This window comes from Rhodococcus sp. P4_B6, from assembly GCF_056402215.1.
Genome location: NZ_JBFUHV010000016.1, coordinates 37,053 through 54,680, shown reverse-complemented (window position 1 = coordinate 54,680; position 17,628 = coordinate 37,053). Strand labels below are relative to the sequence as shown.

Below are 17,628 nucleotides of genomic sequence, written 5' to 3'. Positions count from 1 at the left end.
TGTTCCCCTGTGTCGTTGCGCTGTCGTTGATGTGCGAAGCCGATCCCCCGCGAGCCGTGGACGATCGTAGCGGTCCTGGCATCCTCGGTCGCGGTGCACCACAGTCCCGCACGGGGCTCTCCCATTCGACACCTGCACACACTCTCACCAGCATCCGCTGGTGGACAGACGATTTCGCCAGTTCACGCAGCCTGAGTGTCGTGGGGATGAAGTGTGATCACTCGGCGCGGCGGCGGCGCCGTTTGGGGATGTCGGTGCGCGCGCCCTGGCCGGGCCTGTTGTTCGCCCACTCGATGATCTCCGAGCGCTTCCACAGCGGAGTGCGGCCGATCTTTTCCACCGGCGCCGGCGCTTGCCCACGGGTGACGTATCCGCGGAACGTCGAGGCGGACAGCTCGGTGCCGGTTTCCTCCTTGATCAGCTCCAGGACCTGATCGGTGGTCAGTCGATGCGGGTTGGCCATCGTCGTGAGAATCCTTCCTGTTCATTGCCTTCTCGTCGATGCGGGAGATCGTTCGGTTACGGTTCGCGTCGACAACACTACAGCGATACCTTGCAAGGTGCGAGCGCGATGGCGATACCCTCCGGAGGATCTCCTATGTGTGGCCACCGTGCGCGCAGACTGGCACGCCGGCTCGGCCAAGTGCGGCCTCCACCTGGGAAGATGACATGCCCCCGACAGACTGCGCTTATCCCCCAGAGACCCGGCAAGCGATCTCATACGTGCGCCAACACGGCGCCGGGACCTGATCGCCGCGGCGATCAGGTCGCATCGTCTCGGCAACCGACCGCAGCCACGGCAGCCGACCACCGGAGTTCTCGCGCCGGGCCGGTAACCCTCGACGCAACATCAGGATCACCCCAGCCGGGGCGGTGCCGCCCGTCTGGCGCCACGAACCGGGCCGACCAAGGTGTGTGTGGACAGCTCCGGGATGCCGCGCCGGGGCAGCAGTCTTGCTGCATGTGTTCGCGGGCATGGAACAGCCCCGAGGCCTTCCACGAGGAGTGCACCTCAGAGTTTGCGGACGGAGATCTCCACGCCGGCGCTGCGCAGCCGGTCGACGAGGACGTCGCCGAGCGCGGTAGCCGGGGTGAGGACGCCTGACTCGTCGGGCAGGCGGTCGCGGTCCAGGACGAGGCTCAGTGCGGACTCCCCCAGTAGGACCGCGGTGGCGCGGTATCCGGGATCGCCCTGCGCCTTGACCCGGGCGGCGTAGCGGGCGCCGGTCGTGGTGGTGGTGTAGATGTCCATCGCGAAGTACCCGTTGCGCTGAGTCTTGTCGCTGGGGCCCTCGCCGGGGGCGGGGAGGAGGCGGTCGAGGACGTACCGGGTGGGCGGAACGCTGAGACCGAGCACGAGTCCGCCGAGGATCGCGGCGACACCGGCCGCGTAGACGCGGGACAGGCGCGAGTTACCGACGCTCATCACCTCCCGGTACTTGAACGTCCGGCCGTACGCCCAACCACGCAATGCGTTGCTGCGCCGGACGATGCGGGTGTTGTAGGAGCCCATCACGAACGGGGCCTTCCACCCGCGTACCTGCGGGTCGATGTCCGCGCCGTCGACCACGGCGACGTCGGACTGTCGGCCGAGGTCGGGTTCCTTCGTCCGGTCCGGGCTGAGCGAGTACGGGGAGGCGGCGACCCGGCGCAGCATCCGATCCTTTTTCGATTCGTCGATCTGGGTGCGCAGCGAGTCGATCGTTCCACCTGAGACGCCGCCGCTCAGCGACGCGACCAGGGTAGTGTCGGTCAGTTCCCCCGCACCGTCGGCTTGGACTCTCTGGTGCAGCACATGAACACCCAGGTCGGAGGGGATGGAGTCGTAGCCGCAGGAGTGCACGATCTTCACACCGTTGGCCCGGGCTTTCTCGTGGTGGGCGTCGATGCTTGCCCGGACGAACAACACCTCCCCGGTTAGATCCACATAGTCGGTGCCAGCCGCGACGCAGGCTGCGACCATTTCGGTGCCGTACTTCGCGTACGGGCCCACGGTGGTTGCGACAACCTTTGTGCGGGAGGCCAGCTCGGCGAGCGCGACGGCGTCGTCAGCATCGGCGATAACGATCGGCCAGTCGGCGGCGCGAGCCCCGAGCACCGACCGCGTGGCCTCGAGTTTCGTTTGGGACCGTCCGGCGAGGCCGATCCGCACACCGTCCGGGGCGGTGCGTGCGAGATAGTCGGCGAGCAACCTTCCGACGAACCCGGTGGCACCGTAGATGACGAGATCGAGTTCGCGTCCGCTGTCAGTCATGCGCGCGAGCCTACAACCGCAGCCGATCAGGCAGAAGAGGTAGCTGTAACTCCGCGTAACCAGATACCAGGGGGCGGTGGGGTGAACGTTCTCGGACCGAAGCGACGGGGACGTGTCATAACCCCTGGTCAAGACTCGTTCACGACGCTTTGTCTGCGGATGACAACGCGCACTCGATGAGTCGCCCGGTTCCGACATGGGTGTGGCCCGGCATCGGGGGTGATGCCGGGCCACTGGGGGTGTTCTGCGAGCAAAATCCGGGGGGATGCTCGACAGAACAACCCGAGTCTACGGAGCGTCACCGACAGACGATTGCGCGGCCGCGGATTGCCATCAGACAGGCTTGGGAGGAGTGAACCACCGGTCCGCCTGCGGTTGCGCACCGGAGCAGGGCGGGATTCGCACTGTCAGCCCGCACGAGCGACAGAAGAACGTGCGGTGCCCGCAGTTCTCGGCCGCCGCTGCCGGGCACCCGCAGACCTCCCACCCCACCAAGCACTGGCCCGGCCCTAGCGGATGGCCACTGGGGCAGAGATCGGGCGCCGATTCCGAGTACCGCATGACGCAATTTTCGCACACCTGTTCGATTGCGTGGTAGCCTCGGCGCTGCCCCACGCAGAGGGTTCCTCTGGGTCTGCCCAGCAGGTTCCCAGTTCGAATATCGGGGCGCAAAGCGTGGTGCGGGTCGGTGGGGCGTACGCCCGGGAAGCATCGGCCCGCACCTCTTCCGGCCACAGCGCAGCGATCGCGGGTGAGCGCCGAACGACGCTACCGAGTGGCGGTGTGGTCGGTGAGAAGTGCGTCAACTCTTCGGCGTAGACAGCCTGTTTGCGGAGTTTGCGGCAGCTTCCCTCGGCGCGGGCATGGCATTCGGACAGAAGTGCGTGCTGCCGCCTTGTCCTCGACAGGCTGGTCCGAGGCCAGCATCTGCAGGGATTCGAGGAGCTGGCGCATCTCGTGAGGGCGGACTCCCTCCGAGACTAAATGTCAGAGGGACGACCTACTGTGACGATCGCGACGAGCAACAGGTCGCCACTCACTGCCCAGACCGTGACCCGTTCCCGGTCCTGATCTGCGGGGTCCCGCAGATCGGTGTGTGGCGGCCTGTTGCTCTGTGCATGAAGCGGCGGTGGGGCGCAGCCGACGATCGACCTGCTGTCACCGGCACCTACGCGGTGCGCGCCCCGACGGACCTGATGGGGACGGCCAGGCCCGTCGGTCTCTTCCAAGTTCGAACCGCTGCATGGGGTTTATCCCAGCCGTTGCTGGTCCCGTTCCCGGATCATCTGGTCAGCCAGCCGGTACACCGCCACCTCGTCGGGGATACCGACCTTGATGGCAGTCTCACGGGCCGCGAGGAACGCCCGGACCTTCTCGTCCCCTGTTGCGCGGTCGCGGTACAGGAATGCCTGGCGTGCGTCGGCGAGGTCCTCGAGTACCCACCACTGGAAGCGGTCGAGACGTGCGGCGATCTCGGCGATCCGCGCCCGCTCCGACTGGCGGGTGCGCCGGCGGTCGGCTAGGTCCGATTCGGCGAGTAGGACGCCGAGGACCATGGCGCAGACCGCGGTGATCACTGCGCGCCCCCTCGCCCCGCCGCGGCCTTGGCCTTGGCCTTGGCCGGCTCACGGGTGACCGCGATCAGGGCGCAGGTCGCCGCGAGCGCGGCCACGAGGATCAGCACCAACGGCAGCGAGAACTCGGCAGCGGTCACCGCCCCGACGGTCGTGGCGATGAAGGCGAGCACGGCGAGCGCCCAGAGGACGCGGGCCACCGCGGTGCGATGAGTGAGCTGGGCGGCCGAGCCGCCGACGACCAACAGGGCGCCGATCCAGAGGGTCCAGGTGGTCATGGGTGGTGCGGGGTCCTTCCGGCGTTCGGCGGGCGTGACGTGTCGACTGACAGGGTGTCATGCCACCGGCGGTCGAGCAGTCCGGGCGGCCCTCGCGGGTCGGTGATCGCGCCGCACCCTCGGCGCCGTGACCCGGAAAAGGTCGCCGGAGCTGGGCAGATGGGCGCACAATCGGCTCATGCGGCTGATCGCGCCGATGCTGGCCACCCCGGGTGACCCACCGGAGAACACCGGCGACTGGGCGGCGGAAATGACGTACGACGGCTTCCGCCTACTGGCTGCGGTCGGCGGCGGTGAGCCGCCGGTGCTCTGGACCCGCAACCTCACCGTCGTCACCTCCTCCTACCCGGAGGTGGCCGCGGCGCTGTCCGAGACGTTCGACCGGCGTGGCCGCATCGCCTTCGACGGCGAGATCGTGGCCCTCGCCCGAGATCTGGATCCTGGGTCGATCACCCGGGATTCCTTGTGACGGAGCGTATCCGAGCAAAGGGGAAGCCGCTGTCGCCTTCCCCGGTGACAGCGGCTTCGTTCCTTCCCGGGAACGTTACGCACTGTAGGTCTTACCCGGTCCGGGGGACGGCGACGCCATATCGCCTCTCGGCAAGTGGTCGCTCGCAGCGACTCTTCTGGTGTGGTACCCGGGGTATGAGCGCCACCGTCGACCTCTTCAACAGCGGACGATCTGCTGGCATTCCGAAGGCGGGTGTCCCAGCGAGGGTGGCGATCCTGCACGGGTCACCCGTGGTCAGTGGGCGTCGTGGAAAGCCTGCTCGATCTCGGCGGGGATCCGGCCGCGGGAGGAGAGCTGGTGACCCTGCTCAATCGCCCAGGCGCGGATCTTCTTCGTTTCACCCGATGCCCGCTTCGGAGCAGTGGGGTTGACCTGCCGGTCCGCGCGGTGTTTGCGGCCGCCGACCCGGGTGGAGTGGGCGACGTAGTACTCGAAGGTCTCCCGGAGTTCCTTCGCGTGCTCGTCCTTCAGATCGATCACGTACTCGACGCCGTCGACGGCATAGTGGATGCTCTCACCGTCCTCGCCGAAGACGGTGCCATCGATGTCGTCGGCCAGCTCTACCACGACCTTGCGTGCCACAATTCCCACCCCTCGAGTTCTTCGGTACGGACCAGACGACCCTACTGGCAGCACCGGAGGAAAACAGTGTTCTGCCGCCGGTGAGCTCTCGGTCGACCTACCGTGAAGTCGCACGGCGTCCGCGACACTCGTGGACTCACCGGAGGAGAAGCGATGACTGCGAAGTTCGAGCTGTTCAAGGACACCGCCGGCCAGTTTCGCCTTTCACCTGAAGGCTGCGAACGGCGAAATCATCGCGGCCAGTCAGGGATACACATCGAAGGCGGCGGCCCAGAACGGGATCGAGTCGATCAAATCCAATGCGGCAACCGCCCCGACCGACGACCTGACCTGACACCCGCTCCACGTCGGGGCCGTACGTCGCGAGAACGACGACGCGGCAGAAGTGTCAGCCGGCCGGAGCACCGGCCGGGAGCCGGCTCGCCGCGGCCAAGATCTCGTCGGCGTAGCGGGGCTCGAAGGTAGGTGTCAGGCCCGCTCCGGCCCAGTAGTCCGTTTCGGGGTGGGCGGAGCCGATGATGCCGCCGGCGATGCAGGCGATGGAGTCCGAGTCGCCGTTGCTCGTTGATGCCCAGGCGAGCGCCTCCGGCCCGGTCAGGGCGGCGGCCGCGGCATCATTGTCGGAGGTGGTGGCGAGGTCGGCGACCAGCAAGGCCAGAGCGACCGCGCTGGCCGACTCCCACCCCTCACCGATCCCGGCACACGGGTCCCCGAACTCGGCCGGCGGCAGAGGGCGGAGCTGTTCGAGGCGGGCCGCGGCGGCGGTGAGGATGTCCACGGTCCCGTCATCCAACCCCTCTACCAGGTAGGACGTCACGTCCCCGGTGATCGGGGCGAGGACATCCCGCAGGTACGGATCCGTGGTCCAGGTGCTGGTGCCGTTGTGGATCTGCGCGGCAGTCGTGAGAGCGTGCTCGAGGAACCGACCGCGGTACTCCGGGGCGTGGCGGATGGCGTCGGCAAGCAGTAACGCCGGGACGACGGCCCGCGGGTGCTTGTGGGTGATCACCGCCTGCAGGGCGGTCAGACCCAACCAATACGGGTCGGGCGCGAAGGCGGTGGGGACCAGGCGCATCACTGCCCCGCAGCCAGCGGACTCGACGGCGCCGTCCCTGTCGTACCAGCGGGCACCGGCCCGCAGGTTGCGCAGCGACGTCATGCAGGTGCGACCCGGGGCGCGGGTGTTATCGGGGTCGACCTGCCACAGCAGAAACTGCCGGATAATGGCGTCGGTGACCGTCTCGATGTCGGCGAAGTCGGTGACCTCGGCCAGAGCCCAATGAAGGGCAAGAGTCATCTGCGTGTCGTCGGAGATCGTCCACCACGGGCCGGCGGGTGGGGCGACGGGGTAGGCCGGCATCTGAGCGTAGCTGGTGAATTCGACCTGGTAGCCCCAGGCGTCACCGGCGGCCAGTCCGGTCAACGCGTTGGCGTACCGGATTTGAGTGTCGGCCGGCGCGGTGTGGTGGCTCATCGACGGCGTCATGGCCATGGGGTCTCTCCTCGCGAGATGGCGTAGGCGGCGGTGCGGACGGTCTCGATGTCCATGAGGTCTAGGTCGGCGACTCGTCCGAGGTAGTCGGCGATCGCGTCGGGGGTCATCCCCTGATTGAGCTGCCGGCGGATCTCGTCGAGCTGCTCGTCGCTGAGTGCGGCCATCGCCGGTGGTCCTTCCGTCGTCGCCCCTCCCGGAAGGGGACGTATCATTTTAGCTGGTAGAGACTGGGTTACGCGGCCTTGGTCGTACCGCCGCCGGTGCCGCCGTCGGCTTCGGCGACCAGATCTTCGGCGACCATGTAGACGGTCGGCCGGCCGCCGATGCCGTGGTGGTCGACCTTCACGCACCGCAGGTGGGTGCCCATCGGGAGGACGACCTCGTCTTCGGAGGAGAAGTTCGAGATGGACTTGAGCGGAAGTCCGTCTCGTGTGCGGACGACCATCATGTACGGCGGGTGGCCGGCGAAGTTGTGTGCCGTGCCGTGGTTGGTGGAGAAGCTGGTGACCTTGCCGATCTGCATGCGGGAACCGACCGTGAAGGCGGCGTCGATGTACTCCTCGGTGCTGCCCTTCCATCCGCTCGGCACTCGGGTACCGCGCACGAGTGTCATCGGCGCTGTGTTCGGGTTGTGTTCACGGAACCTGTCGAATGCCGAGTCCAGCTGAGACACCACGGTCTTGACGTGCCCGGACGGGTTCGCGTCGCGGCCGGTGATCGCGGCGTTGATCGAGCGGTAGCTGCCGCCGGTGTAGGTGGTCAGCGCGGTGCGTTCGGTGTAGGTGAGCATCTTCTGCACGAACTGCGCGTTCGAGGTGGTCAGCGACCCGATGCTCGAGGTGTGCACCTGACCGCCTGGGCCTACCTGGAAACCCCATGCCTTCAGGTCCCCGGCCTTCTGCGCGATCACCGGGTAGTCGCCGGAGGTTTCCTTGCCGTAGGCGCGTATTCCGCTGCGCCAGAGGCTGGCGTGCTTGTCGGCGCCGAGGCTGTGCGGTGGGATGTCGTGGTCGAAGTGCGGGATCACCCCGCCACCGACTGTGGGCGTCCCCAGGGCGCGTCGGTGTGCCTTGCTGTACGCGGCGTCGGCCTCGGCCTTGCTCGCACCGCCGGTGAGGGCTTTTTCCCGCGCCTGCTGACCGGCCGCGTCCGCCGCTTGCTCGCGCAGCGCGATCTTGTGCCGTTTGATGCCGTCGTGGATGTCCGCGCGGGCCGGTCCGCCGCCGAGCGCGTTGGTAAGTGCGTCTCGGGCCTCGGCCATTTCTTCGTCGATCACCGCCTGTTGCGCGGCCGGCGTGGACGCGGCGCCGGAGACCGTCTTACGGGCCACGTGCAGTCCGACCTCGCCCTTCATCGCGTGGGCTTGCTTCTGCAGGTCGGTGGCGCCCATCGGCAGCGGATCAGGCGCGGTCAGGACTGGGATTCGGTTTGCCTTGGCCAGAGCGTCATTTTTGCTGCTGGCCTGCCCGACCGGGTGGTAGGCGTCGCCGCTGCGCTGCAGGATGATGAAGTCCGAGTAGCCGCGCCGGTAGATGGCGGTGCCGCCGTCGAGGATGCGTCCCTCGACGTCGGTGACACCGGATCCGGTTTCCATCGCGATGGTGCCCGCAGTGTAGACGCCGGTGTCTCGCGGTGTTCCCGCCAGGGCGGGCTGTCCGCCCTCGGTGAGCGCCTGCGCCGCAGCCGGAGCGGCGCGGCGGTTCAGCGCGCGGGTGATCGTATCGACCTCGTCATCGGACAGGGATGCGTAGTAGGCGTCGCGTTCGGCGCCACTGGTCATGTCGTCCCGCATCCCGAACTTCGCCGCGGCCAGGTCTTCCCGGGCCTCGACCTGACGGTGCTGGGCGTCGAGATGCGCCTGCTTGGCGTCGTCGAGGTCCTTCTGTTTCGCGGCGACGTCGTACGGTGAGCCGGTGCCGTCCTCGACAGTCTTCTTGGCCTTCCTCAGTCGGGCCCGAAGCCGGTTGACGGCCTTGCGGGCTTCCTCGGCGTCCGCGTCGGCTGCGGTGACGCGTTGTTCGGCGTCCTCGAGTGCGGCCTGTGCCGGGGTGATCGTCGGGGCGGTGAGTGTCGCGCGTTCGGTCTCAGCATGGGCGATCAGCAGTTTCGCGGACGGTGGGTTGGCGTGGGTGCTCGGCATGGGGGTGTCCCCCAGCACCGAGGGGTCGATTCCCAACGCGGCCATCAGCTCCGGCAGGACACTCGGGGGTGCCGCCTGCACCGCGTCCGCGGTCAGGGCCATCCCTTGCTCCTTCAGGTGGTCGACCACCTTTTTCCGAGCTTCACGGCCCAATCGCCTGTTCGCGTTGGCTTTCGCAGCGGCCTTGTAGCTTCCGCAACCGGGACAGCGGCGACCACTTCCGTGGGCTTTCGAGCGGCACATCGGGGCATCTTTCTGGGCAGACGGCACGTCCCCACACACGGGTCGACCGCCGAACTTGGAGCGGGCGAGGCGGTTACATCGCCGCCCAGCCGGGTGCACGGGCGCACTGAGTACGGTGCCGTGGGGCATGTCGTGCACACCCCCGCCCCGGTCCGTTGCACGCCAGCCTGCCTCGGGCAGCAGATGTCCGAGAATCACCTCGCCGCCCACCAGAACAGACATTACAAGGTCACGCTTTGATGTTGCAAGCGGGATCTGCTCGCGGGGAGTGCTGTTCGTCCAGGTTGTAGCCCCGAATGGACGGTTAGCGGCCAGTCATCTGCGGATCGCAGTGGGGCGCGATGGTCGGCGATGCCAGGGTGGTGGCCGGTGACCCCGAAACAGAGGGCACTGAACGGCAGGGCGATCGGGGGACGGGTCGTGGCGCTGTGGCAGCTCATCCTCGTCGGTCGCCTACTGTTCGGGCCGCTTGGTTGCGCAGTCGTTGCCGGTCGATCTGCCCGTTGCTCAGCGCGTCGGGGCGGTGCCCGAGGTGGAACAGCCCGGTGGTGTGCGGGCAGACGAACACGGCGAGTCCCTTCTCGCCGGGGTGCCTTCTGCGGACCGCTTTGGCGTCGGCGCGGCTGTGATAGCCGCGGTGATGACACAGAGTGCAGAAGGTCCAGCGGGCGGCGGGGTTGTGGGCGCGGGAGGTCATACGGACCGTCCGATCTGCAGATTGAGCCAGTCGGACAGCCAGGTGATCGCGTTGCGGCCGACGTTGTCGACGACCAGAGTGTTGTAGTTGGTGTGGGCACCGGAGGTGAAGAAACTCGCGGCCTGCAGGCCTTCGCCGACCAGGGCGGTCAGGTCCTCGGCACCCTGGGACCTCGCCATGGTCGTCAGCGAGCCGGTCAACGCCGGCAGATCAACGTTCTCCGTGTGGGTGCTGATGCCGGTCGCCGCGTTCGAGGCTTCGCCGAGTAGTTCCGGTGGGGTCTTGGTGGCCTTGCCGGAGAGCATGTTCACCGCCACCGAGGCCAGGTCGAGGCCGACGGGCAGCAGGCCGACCATCGCGGCACCGGCTCCGAGCGGGTCGGGCAATTGCCCGGGTGGCGGCAGCAGTTTCTCCACCGCGGTCCAGGCGATTTCCTGGATCTCGCCGATGAGGGTGGCCAGCCGGATGACGTCGACACCTCCCAGGATGGACGCCACCAATGCGGCGATCTGGGTGTACCCGGTGGGGTCCGGGATGACCGACAGGATCTGTGACACCCAGCGCAGATCCACGGCCGCGGCCATCTTCACCAACGGCGCGAACTGGTTGTTCAGCTCCCCCGCCACCTGGTGCGCGCCGTGGGCGTCGAGGGCGGCGACCTTCTGCGGCAGCACCGTGAGGTTGTTCAGGATGCCGGGGACGTCGAGCGCGGTCACCCCGGTGGCGACGTTGAGCACCTGGTTGACGACCGTGGCGGGTTTGAGCACCGACAGCACAGTCGAGGCCGATGCGAGCGCATCGGCGGGAACCGAGGTCAGCGGGGCGACCTGGCCACCGAGGGTAGTGGCCGCGACCGACAGCTGCGGCAAGTCTTCCGATGCCCCGGCCACGGTCGACGAGCTCGACTCGGCCAGCTTCCCCGCGGTGTCGGCGATCGTCGTCACCGTGGTCAGCGCGGTGGACAGATCAGATGCCCCGGCCTTCGACAACACCTGGGAGGCACTGTGTTCGGGGCTGCCCACCGGGGCGGCGGCAAGCTGCCCGGTGGCAGCGTGAGCGGCCCCGGAGTCGATCAAATCCACGATCGGCGCGAGTGTCGTGGCGAGGGACGATGCGGTCGCGGCCACCGCGCCGACATCAATGTTCGGCTGCGAGAGCTGCTGGGAGAGTGCGGTAACACCCTCGCCCAGTGCGGGCAGGTCGGCCCCGGAGAAGTCCGAGGTCAGCGCGGTAGCCAACTGAGCATTTCCGTCGACTTTGCTGGTGTCGCCGGTGTTGCTGGTGTCACCGTCCGTGCTGGGGGTCTTGCTCAGAATCGACCCGAGCGAGCCCAGTAGAGGGTTGTCGCCCTTGCGGATCGAGCAGTACAAGTCCCCGGGATCACAGATCGAAGCAACCCGGCCGGAGAGCTTGCCCATTCCCTCCGGGCGTGGGTCGGCAATGCCGTGACCGGAGGTGCGCGGGCCCACAACGGCGGAGCCCTTGGTACCGGCGCCGGGGTCAGCGAGCAGGCCCACGGCCAGCACCCGGTTGGCGGGCACCGGCCCGTGGTCGTTGCCGATCTGCGAGGCAAGATCGCCGGCGGCGTCGGCGCCCTGGGAGTAGCCGGTGATCGTGAACCTCGTGTCCTTACACCTTCTTGCCACGTCGGTGAGTACCGCCTCGGCCTTGGTGAGGGCGTCGATCTTGCTGTCGGCGTAGGTGTGTCCGTTGTCGAACGCGCGGGCCATGTACGGGAGGGTGTAGACCTCTGCCCGGTCACCGTGGGCAGTGGTGATGGCGTCGGCGACCGGTTGGAGGATCCCCACCGCTTGGTGGGGGTCGGCGTTCTCATCGGTTTCCCAGGTGCCGGGGATGAGCAGATTGAACGTCGCCGCACAACCGGTGGGGTCGGCGTGCGCGATCGCGGGGGCGGTCACCGCGACACCGCCTCCGGCGACGGTCGCGCACACAACGAGAGCAAACACGCTGCGGGCTCTCGAACGTCTTGCGGGCATGGGCACCTCATCTGTAGCGGCGAGCTATGAAGCTCACCCCTCGATGCGGCTCCGGGATGCCACACGCAGCCTCCGAAGAACACACACCGATGAGGTGAGGTGCATACGGTGACCGAATTCGGCAGCCAGATTCAACGGGGTATGTGGATAACCCTCATTCGCACGTCGCCTGCCGCCCGACCCACCGCGCACGCCGACGTCTCTTCCCGCGGTAGGACCTGCGGAAACGGCACGTCCCCTCTAGATCAGATCCAGTCGATGTGGACGGAGTCGATGTGGTCGAAGTGGAATCCGAACTGGTCGCTGTACTTGTCGAAGCCCTTGTTCTCCGGGTAGTCGAGGGTGGCGTGCCGCTCCAGCAGTGCCACGACGCGGGCGTGATCGTCATTCGCCAGCGCGGCGGCCAGTTCGCGGGACTCCTCACTGGTGAACGGGGTGTCGGAGTTCGCGAAATCCAGTGTCCGGACCCGGTAGTCGTATCCCTCGTCGGCGCCGTTGCGGACCATGACACCACCCCTGACGCGGATGACCGCCTTCTTCGGAGTTCCGTCCGGCCGCAACACTCCGGCGCGTTTCATGATGTCCTGCGCCTTCACGGTTTTGAGTTTCTTGCTGGCGTCGGCCCGCAACTCGCTGGTTTCCCCGGACCGGTACCGGGAGACGGCGGAGCGGGACCGGCCGATCTTGGCGGCCACGGCGTCGATGCCGCCGAGGCGTTCGATCGCCGCACGGCGCTGGGCTCGCTCGACGACGTCGGCGTGCGGGATCCGGCCTTGCTGGGCCCACCGGCGCAGTGTGCGCGCGGATGGGGGTGTGCGGCCGGCATCGATCGCGGCCTGCCGCAGGCCCTCGTTGCCGAGTTCCTTACGCAGTTGTTTGACCGAGACCTTGCTGGTCAGTCCGGCCAGTCCCCCGCTTTTGACCTGCTTGGACTTTTCGACACCGCTGGTCGCGGCGTTGGCCACGGAAACCTTGAGGCCGTCGAGGCCGACCGCCTCCTGCGCAGGCTTTTTGGTGCGCGGCTTCGGGAGATGCAGGGCCATCAGAGGACCCCCTCCCCTTCGTCGTCGGCGGCGGCGGCGTCCTCGTTGTCGGCGAAGGCCGCCTTGATCGCGAGGTTCACCTCGTGCACGTCCTGGGCCGACGTGAAGGCGGACAGGAGTGTGTCGGTGAGGACCACGTCTTTCTCGACCGACATCTTCCCCAGCGCCTCGCTTGCGTCGGCGATGTCCTCGCCATCGGCAAGGAGGTACACCCAGGAGTCGGTGACGGTGCGGACCGGCCAGCGGCCGTGTTCGCGGGCGATCCGCATCGCGACACGGCGGCCGCGCCACCGGCAGTGCGCGATGATCGACGCACGCCAGAGCGGTTGGTGGTGATGTTGCATCTGCTTCGCAGTCCACATGTCCGGGTTGACCATTCGCCCGATGTAGCCCTTGTAACAGGTGCCGAGGAACCGCTTCGTCGCGTCGTCCTCGGTGTCCACCGCGGCCTTGCGGGCCTCGCGCAGGATTTTGGCCCACTTGTCCAGCGCCCGGCCCTGCTGTGGGTAGACCCAGGCCTCGGTGATGTCGAGGTCGTCGAGATCGGCGCCGATTCCTCCGTCCGCCACCGGTGAGCACAGTCCGTCGAGGCTGACCGTGGTCACCCAGGTCTGCACCGGTTGGTCAGTGAGCATGTGGGGGTGCGGCAGGGGTAACTTCCCGGGAAGTGACAGCGTCTGCCCGGGCGGCAGGGTGATCCGCCACAGCCCGAACGGTGCACCCTTCTCCCCCACCGCCGCAGCCGCGGCATTGTTACCGGTCAGGTGTTTGGGCTGCCCGTAGCCGAATTCGAGCATGCCCGCGGAGGCGAGGTAGGCGGCGCGTTGGTCGATCGACACCAACCGGCTCGTCCCGTCGAGATCCGGCGCGTCGGGGACGCGGGTCCAGCCGACAGCGGGTTCGAGGTCTCCACGTGGCGGGCCATCGAGGGGTGGGACCGAGCCGGGTGTGGTGACGACGATGCCTTTGCCGCTGCGGGTGCGTTCCCGCTTGATCTTGTCGACGAGGGCGGCGCCGGTCCGCGCGGGCGTCGGTCCCGGGAGCACCCCGAGGTGCTTGGCGCACCAGGCCAACCGGCGACCGAGTTCACGCGCCGCCGGGAGGTCCTCGTCCGGCAGATACGTTCCGGCCGTCGGTGAGCCGAGGATGCCCATGTCGCCGACCCGGTTGTGCCAACCGAAGTCCTTGTTCCAGTACGTCCACACGTACGGTTCGATCACCACATCGACCATCGAGGTGAAGTTCCCGATCGAGCGGGACAGGTGCACCACGTGCCCGGGATCGCCACGGAGTTCCCACCCCGCGTTCAGCATCGGTGTCAGGGTGGCCTGGAGGACGGCGGTCAATTCCTGGGCGGCGCGGTTGCGGAGGGCCTCCATGTCGTCGACGTCGTCTTCGCTGCCGGGGTCGATGATCCACCCGAGCAGCTCGCACGCGGCCTGTCCGACGACCCAGATCTGCGCGGGCGCTCCCAACGGTGTCAGCGAGGCCCAGCGGATCAGTTTGTCCAGCTTCTCGACCGAATCGACGGGACCGGTCAACTCCCGCCCGGACGGTGTGTAGGTCCCGTCGGCGGTCACGATCAACGCATGGCCATCGGCTTCTTCTCCGGCCGGCAATGCCTCCCACACCGGCGGATCGGCCGCGTCGTTGCCAGCCGTGTCGCTGACAGCCGTGTCGCTGACAGCCGTGTCGCTGACAGCCGCGTCGTCGTCCACTTCGTCGCCGTCCACCGCTTCGCTGTCCGTCTCGGGTGTCGGCGGGGTCGGGGCGTCGTCGGCTTCGGCGGCATCCGACCGCTCGGGCGATGCGGGGTGGGCGGCAGCGGCTTGCTCAGAGCCCGCCTGATCGGCTTCGACGAAGACATCAGCATCGACAGAGAAAGCGTCGTCGTCGGAGAGAACGTCATCATCGATGGGGAGAACATCATCGGTGGAAGCGGGAGAGGTCGTCAGGGTTGTCTCGGGCAGTGCGAACAGGGGTATCTGTTCCCACGGACTGCTCATGACTCCTGCTCGGTGATCCGGCCGTCATGATCTGCCGGCGGGACGCTGCAGCGGTCGAAGAACTCCTGCAGGGCCACGTCCACGACATTGGTCACCGTGGATTGGCGATCGTTCACCAGCCAGTTCAACCGGGCCTCCGTCGAGGCCAGGACCCGGGTATTGAGCGGAACCTTCGCCGGGCCCTTCCGAGGTTCCAGCTTCGCCGTCAACTCCGGACTCGGCGTTCCCGCACCACCGAAGTCTCCCGCACCGGAAGCGCGCTTCGCCGCCCCTACGGCTGCTCGTCCGGCCCCGGTCGGGCGGCGGCGGGCGCCGCCCTCGGAATTTCCTACCTTCGCCATCCCCACCCACTCGTGTTCGGTGTGCCACCCGTGTACGTGCGCGGACCTCACCCTACCCACTACGCGCCGTGTTGCCGGTATCTTCGCTGGCATGTTTGCGTGCAGAGTTGCGCCCAGACTGTGACGGGGTGTCACCTCCCGCCGAGGGCATTAACGCCGCTGGTGGCGGCCTCGCCGGAGACACTGCCCGGGCAGTGTCTCCGCCGGAAACCGTCATGATGCGACCACTGCGGAGTCGTCATTCCACCAGCGTGATCGGTACCCCAGGGGTGATGAACAGGTGGTGCCGGGCGCCGTCATGGGTGAGGGACATCGCCACTCCCAGGGTGTGTCCCTCGGCGAACCGTGCGAGCAGCTCGCGGGTGGCCTCGAATCTGGTCTGGCTGATGCCGTAGGTGACACCACCCAAAGATGAGGCCGGGCACCCTACCTCCTTTGCTGACGGTGGATCGTTGCCGAAAGTCTCGCTGACAACCCCTGGTCCATTGGGCGGACACACCGTCGCGGTCCGATGGAGGGTGTCGGCTGGGGCGGGGCTACCAGCGGTGGACGACGGTCGGGTTCGGCTCGTCGCTGCCCCGAATCGCGATCGGAGTCGCCGGCGTGATCAGGAGCCGTACCGTCGAGTTCTGGCTGACGAAACCGACGAATCCACCCTTGCCGTTGCCGTTGTCTGCGAAGAGGCCCCGGATGTCGTCCTCGAGACTGTGGGCGGCGGCCGCATCGGCGAGTGGATAGCGGACCCCGTCGTAGATCGCTTCGTAACTCATCATCCTTCTCCCGCCGGTCTCGTTTCGTGGTGCTCATAGCGTACGAGCGAGCCGCCGGTCGGGGTCGACGCCGACGCCGATGCGTTGTCCGCAACCGAGATTCGACCGGATGATGCACCCCAGGCGACCGCGGTCAGCCCGCCCCCGCGCCGCCGTCGACCTCACCGGGGCGCGCCGGACCGGCGGCGCCCCCGTTGAGCTTCCTTTTAGCGTTGCCAGGGACCGGCACCACACGCAAGGCCGGCCGGTTACCGTCTGTCGGTATGGGGACCACCTTCCACGGGCCGAGTCCGTGGCCGCACATCACCCGCGCCATCCGCACCCGCGGCGCCCGATACGCCGCGATCGGCTACCTCGGACAGGACGCACCCACCCTGCTCCCGCTGCGCGCCGGGGACCTGTTGGTCGTCAACGCCTCCAAGGCTGCGGTCCGGGCGCACGCCACCTCCCCCGCCGCCCTCGCGTACTACCTGAACAAGGGGGTGCGGGTGCTGTCGTCGCCGACCCTGCACGCCAAGGTGATCGCGACCAACACCCGGGCGGTGATCGGGTCGGCGAACGCGTCGGAAAACTCCACCCTGGCCGATGATGCGGTGGTCATCACCGACGACCCCCAGATCGTCGCCGGTGTCCGTAAGTTCATCGACAACCTGGACGAGATCACCGAGGTCGATCAGGTGTTCCTCGACGACGCGATCCTGGAGTGGGAGATCGGCCGCGCGGTCCCACTGCCCGGGGTCACCGGCAGGGTTCGCACCGAGACCGATTTCCTGCCGACGCCGGTGACCCGGATGTTCGTCAAACACGCCGTCGACTACGAACCCACCCGCACCGAACAACAGGTCCTCGACGAGCAGCGGGGCCGCCATCACAGCCGCGGCGGCCCGGCGGCGAAGTACCAGCTCGAATCGCTTCGCCTCGACAGGCCCAGCGGGGTGAAGCGGGGCGACGTGATCATCTTCGTCTCCGCCGATGACGAGTGGATTTACGCGCCGGCGGTCGTGGTGTCCGGCCCCATGAAGATCCCACGGTCCGGTGGAGCGGTTCTGTACTTCCTGCGCCTGCGCACCGGCCTGTCACCGCTCCCCCTCCCAGGCGCCGAGAAGGCGCTGACCGATCTCGGGCACCCCGGGTCACGGCTGCGGACCGACCACTACGTCCGCTCCCCTGGCCTTAGGTCCGCGTTGCTGGGGTTGTGGGACCTGTGATCCCTCAGCGAGCCTGCGTCAGTGTGAGAGTCAGCTCCGCAGAACCGACGAGCCCGACTGTTGAAACACTAGACGGCACTAGATACCGCGACACTGCTGCGCGCCGCTCGAACGGTGCCGATGCGGTGCTGATGCGGTGCTGCCAACATCACCCTGGGTAGTACTACCTTCTACATCTCGTCGACCCGTTGTTCGAGGTCGGCCCGGTGAGCCAACAATCGAGGGACGGTCTGTAAACACGACGGGTGCGTTCTGTTGCGCAATACGCAACCTACAATTGCAATGCTAGCTAGCGTAGCGGAGTTAGCTATCTCCGCCTTGCAGTCACGGTCGCGGCGCGTTCCGGAGCACAATTCGTGACGTTGCCATTTCCGCGGCCGCCATCCGGCCCCCGGTGAAGAAAACAGACAACCGTCCAGGCCCGGGCATTTACGTCACAGTGATGAAATTCTGTCCGCTCTCCCCTGCCACCAGCGCCGCGTGAGATGG

At 67.5% G+C, this 17,628-nt stretch carries 16 protein-coding genes and 2 pseudogenes; 3 read left to right on the top strand and 15 right to left on the bottom strand.

The annotated features are described in order from the left end of the window. Positions 1-217: 217 nt before the first annotated feature. From AC1DWT_RS10620 to AC1DWT_RS10605, 4 genes are all read right to left on the bottom strand, one after another. Positions 218-463: a helix-turn-helix transcriptional regulator gene (locus AC1DWT_RS10620; protein ID WP_477920474.1), complete on the bottom strand. Its 246-nt coding sequence runs from the start codon at positions 461-463 to the stop codon at positions 218-220. Positions 464-1,012: 549 nt separating this feature from the next. Beyond that, positions 1,013-2,254 carry a saccharopine dehydrogenase family protein gene (locus AC1DWT_RS10615; protein WP_477920472.1) on the bottom strand — a complete coding sequence of 414 codons (1,242 nt, stop codon included), beginning with the start codon at positions 2,252-2,254 and terminating at the stop codon, positions 1,013-1,015. A gap of 1,250 nt (positions 2,255-3,504) precedes the next feature. Continuing rightward, the gene (locus AC1DWT_RS10610) at positions 3,505-3,831 is read right to left on the bottom strand and encodes a hypothetical protein (RefSeq protein ID WP_477920470.1); all 327 of its coding nucleotides are present in this window, start codon (positions 3,829-3,831) and stop codon (positions 3,505-3,507) included. Further along, positions 3,828-4,106: a hypothetical protein gene (locus tag AC1DWT_RS10605; protein ID WP_477920468.1), complete on the bottom strand. Its 279-nt coding sequence runs from the start codon at positions 4,104-4,106 to the stop codon at positions 3,828-3,830. The genes AC1DWT_RS10610 and AC1DWT_RS10605 overlap by 4 nt, the downstream gene beginning before the upstream one ends. Before the next feature lie 178 nt (positions 4,107-4,284). Between AC1DWT_RS10605 and AC1DWT_RS10600 the strand changes: the two are divergent. Further along, a pseudogene (locus AC1DWT_RS10600) lies at positions 4,285-4,536 on the top strand (ATP-dependent DNA ligase); the annotation flags it as partial. A gap of 315 nt (positions 4,537-4,851) precedes the next feature. Here AC1DWT_RS10600 and AC1DWT_RS10595 read toward each other — a convergent pair. After that, positions 4,852-5,199, bottom strand: a complete 348-nt coding sequence (locus tag AC1DWT_RS10595) for a histone-like nucleoid-structuring protein Lsr2 (protein WP_477920467.1) — start codon at positions 5,197-5,199, stop codon at positions 4,852-4,854. Positions 5,200-5,352: 153 nt separating this feature from the next. Here AC1DWT_RS10595 and AC1DWT_RS10590 point away from each other — a divergent pair. Beyond that, positions 5,353-5,533: pseudogene (locus AC1DWT_RS10590) on the top strand (YegP family protein). Between the two features lie 54 nt (positions 5,534-5,587). Here AC1DWT_RS10590 and AC1DWT_RS10585 read toward each other — a convergent pair. The 10 genes from AC1DWT_RS10585 to AC1DWT_RS10540 form a co-directional block, all read right to left on the bottom strand. After that, positions 5,588-6,685, bottom strand: coding sequence for an ADP-ribosylglycohydrolase family protein (locus tag AC1DWT_RS10585; protein WP_477920571.1), 1,098 nt, complete (start codon positions 6,683-6,685; stop codon positions 5,588-5,590). After that, positions 6,682-6,858, bottom strand: a complete 177-nt coding sequence (locus AC1DWT_RS10580) for a helix-turn-helix domain-containing protein (protein WP_477920466.1) — start codon at positions 6,856-6,858, stop codon at positions 6,682-6,684. The genes AC1DWT_RS10585 and AC1DWT_RS10580 overlap by 4 nt, the downstream gene beginning before the upstream one ends. Before the next feature lie 68 nt (positions 6,859-6,926). After that, a complete protein-coding gene (locus AC1DWT_RS10575) occupies positions 6,927-8,936 on the bottom strand; it encodes an ADP-ribosyltransferase (RefSeq protein ID WP_477920464.1) in 2,010 nt (669 codons plus the stop codon). Between the two features lie 577 nt (positions 8,937-9,513). After that, positions 9,514-9,774 (bottom strand): hypothetical protein, encoded by a 261-nt coding sequence (locus AC1DWT_RS10570; protein WP_477920462.1) that lies wholly within the window; start codon positions 9,772-9,774, stop codon positions 9,514-9,516. After that, on the bottom strand, positions 9,771-11,771 hold the full coding sequence (locus AC1DWT_RS10565) for a cutinase family protein (protein ID WP_477920460.1): 2,001 nt from the start codon (positions 11,769-11,771) through the stop codon (positions 9,771-9,773). Before AC1DWT_RS10565 ends, AC1DWT_RS10570 begins: the two co-directional genes overlap by 4 nt. Before the next feature lie 245 nt (positions 11,772-12,016). Further along, on the bottom strand, positions 12,017-12,814 hold the full coding sequence (locus AC1DWT_RS10560; protein WP_477920459.1) for a hypothetical protein: 798 nt from the start codon (positions 12,812-12,814) through the stop codon (positions 12,017-12,019). Then, entirely contained in the window at positions 12,814-14,820 is a 2,007-nt protein-coding gene (locus AC1DWT_RS10555) for a hypothetical protein (protein WP_477920457.1), read from the bottom strand. The genes AC1DWT_RS10560 and AC1DWT_RS10555 overlap by 1 nt, the downstream gene beginning before the upstream one ends. Continuing rightward, the gene (locus AC1DWT_RS10550) at positions 14,817-15,161 is read right to left on the bottom strand and encodes a hypothetical protein (protein ID WP_477920455.1); all 345 of its coding nucleotides are present in this window, start codon (positions 15,159-15,161) and stop codon (positions 14,817-14,819) included. Before AC1DWT_RS10550 ends, AC1DWT_RS10555 begins: the two co-directional genes overlap by 4 nt. A gap of 238 nt (positions 15,162-15,399) precedes the next feature. Then, positions 15,400-15,570 (bottom strand): hypothetical protein, encoded by a 171-nt coding sequence (locus AC1DWT_RS10545; protein ID WP_005245088.1) that lies wholly within the window; start codon positions 15,568-15,570, stop codon positions 15,400-15,402. A gap of 127 nt (positions 15,571-15,697) precedes the next feature. Further along, positions 15,698-15,931 (bottom strand): hypothetical protein, encoded by a 234-nt coding sequence (locus tag AC1DWT_RS10540; protein WP_477920453.1) that lies wholly within the window; start codon positions 15,929-15,931, stop codon positions 15,698-15,700. Between the two features lie 263 nt (positions 15,932-16,194). Between AC1DWT_RS10540 and AC1DWT_RS10535 the strand changes: the two genes are divergently transcribed. Beyond that, positions 16,195-17,139, top strand: coding sequence for a phospholipase D family protein (locus AC1DWT_RS10535; RefSeq protein WP_477920451.1), 945 nt, complete (start codon positions 16,195-16,197; stop codon positions 17,137-17,139). Positions 17,140-17,628 lie beyond the last annotated feature (489 nt).